Genomic DNA, 1,195 nt, shown 5'->3' with positions numbered 1-1,195 from the left:
TTAACTGTTTATGCTCTGGAATCTCTTTAAACATCTCTACTGTAGCCGTATTGAATGACTCAGCTTGCTTAGTCTCTATTTTTTTCGCGATTAAATATCGAGAGCTACGGTCAACATGGGTTACAAAAAAACCAGAGCCCTTTTTGCCTTCAATTAAATCACCTTCCCAGTCACCTATTCGGCTTCTGTCTTCGACTATTTTTGGTCGTTCGCTAATACTTACTCTATTCTTAATTTGCCCACGTAAAGCCACTATTGAATCGATAGTAGATAGCTTTTCGTTCGAAACTGTTAAGACATTCTGAATTCCCTCGATAATGAGTTTGGTCGCACTTACTACATTAGCAAATATTTCAGAATGTCATATTTATTGGTGGGTTATGGTCAGTGGTGCACTTGCATAATGAATTTGGGTTGACGCGTGAAACAAAGATGACACCCACTCTAAAGTTTGTATTTTGTAAGCGTCTAGCAAAGTGCACCTGCCAGTAATTCGTCAAACCGATTAAGCTATTTCTGAATTTCAATTAGGAGATAGCCATGAGAAAAATACGTAGCCTTGAGCAGTGGCGTAACATTATCGAAGAACAACAAGCCAGCGATTTAACTATTACTGAGTTTTGCCAGCAACATGCTTTATCAAAAACAAGCTTTTATGCGGCACGAAGTAAGCTTAATACTGAATCTAGTCGTTTTGTTCAAGCAAAAGTCACTAAACACATCGCCCCCACTGAACAGCAACTGCCGATCATGCTTACTATCGGCAGCGTGAAAATTAGCTTCCCACCCACAATGCCTGTCGCTTATTTGAGTCAATTATTACGTGAGCTTGCCTTATGAAAATGTTTGTTGAACCCGCGCGTATTTACTTGCATCGTGACGCCGTGGATTTTCGAAAGTCCATTGATGGTCTGGTCGCACTCGTTGAAAGCGAGCTTGAACGTGATGCTTATACTGGCGCATTATTTTTGTTCTGCAATAAATCGAAAGATAAACTCAAGCTGGTTTACTGGGATAAAACGGGGTTTGCTTTGTGGTACAAGCGCTTAGAAAAACAAAAGTTCAAATGGCCAAGCAAAGTCAGTTTGCAAGAATTTGAACTCAGTCCTGGGCAATTGGATTGGTTGTTGTCGGGATATGATGTACTTGGTCATGAAGAATTGCAGTATCAATCGATGATCTAATCGATCATATT

3 protein-coding genes are annotated in these 1,195 nt (G+C 40.0%); 2 read left to right on the top strand and 1 reads right to left on the bottom strand.

All coding sequences use genetic code 11. From position 1 onward, the window contains the following. A partial coding sequence (locus tag ADS77_RS21120; protein WP_235575840.1) for an IS30 family transposase occupies positions 1-253 on the bottom strand: 253 nt, incomplete at its 3' end. Between the two features lie 287 nt (positions 254-540). Here ADS77_RS21120 and tnpA point away from each other — a divergent pair. Both tnpA and tnpB read left to right on the top strand, forming a co-directional pair. Further along, the gene (tnpA, locus tag ADS77_RS21115; protein WP_054456206.1) at positions 541-840 is read left to right on the top strand and encodes an IS66 family insertion sequence element accessory protein TnpA; all 300 of its coding nucleotides are present in this window, start codon (positions 541-543) and stop codon (positions 838-840) included. Next, on the top strand, positions 837-1,184 hold the full coding sequence (tnpB, locus tag ADS77_RS21110) for an IS66 family insertion sequence element accessory protein TnpB (protein ID WP_054206959.1): 348 nt from the start codon (positions 837-839) through the stop codon (positions 1,182-1,184). The genes tnpA and tnpB overlap by 4 nt, the downstream gene beginning before the upstream one ends. Positions 1,185-1,195: the final 11 nt, after the last annotated feature.

It is taken from the genome of Pseudoalteromonas porphyrae, assembly GCF_001298125.1.
Taxonomy (GTDB): Bacteria; Pseudomonadota; Gammaproteobacteria; order Enterobacterales; family Alteromonadaceae; genus Pseudoalteromonas; species Pseudoalteromonas neustonica.
This window is presented reverse-complemented; position numbering and strand designations above follow the sequence as displayed.

Excerpts from the sequence above, each read along its gene's own strand:
- tnpA (WP_054456206.1), top strand. The coding sequence starts at position 541 with ATGAGAAAAATACGTAGCCTTGAGCAGTGGCGTAACATTATCGAAGAA.
- tnpB (WP_054206959.1), top strand. The coding sequence starts at position 837 with ATGAAAATGTTTGTTGAACCCGCGCGTATTTACTTGCATCGTGACGCC.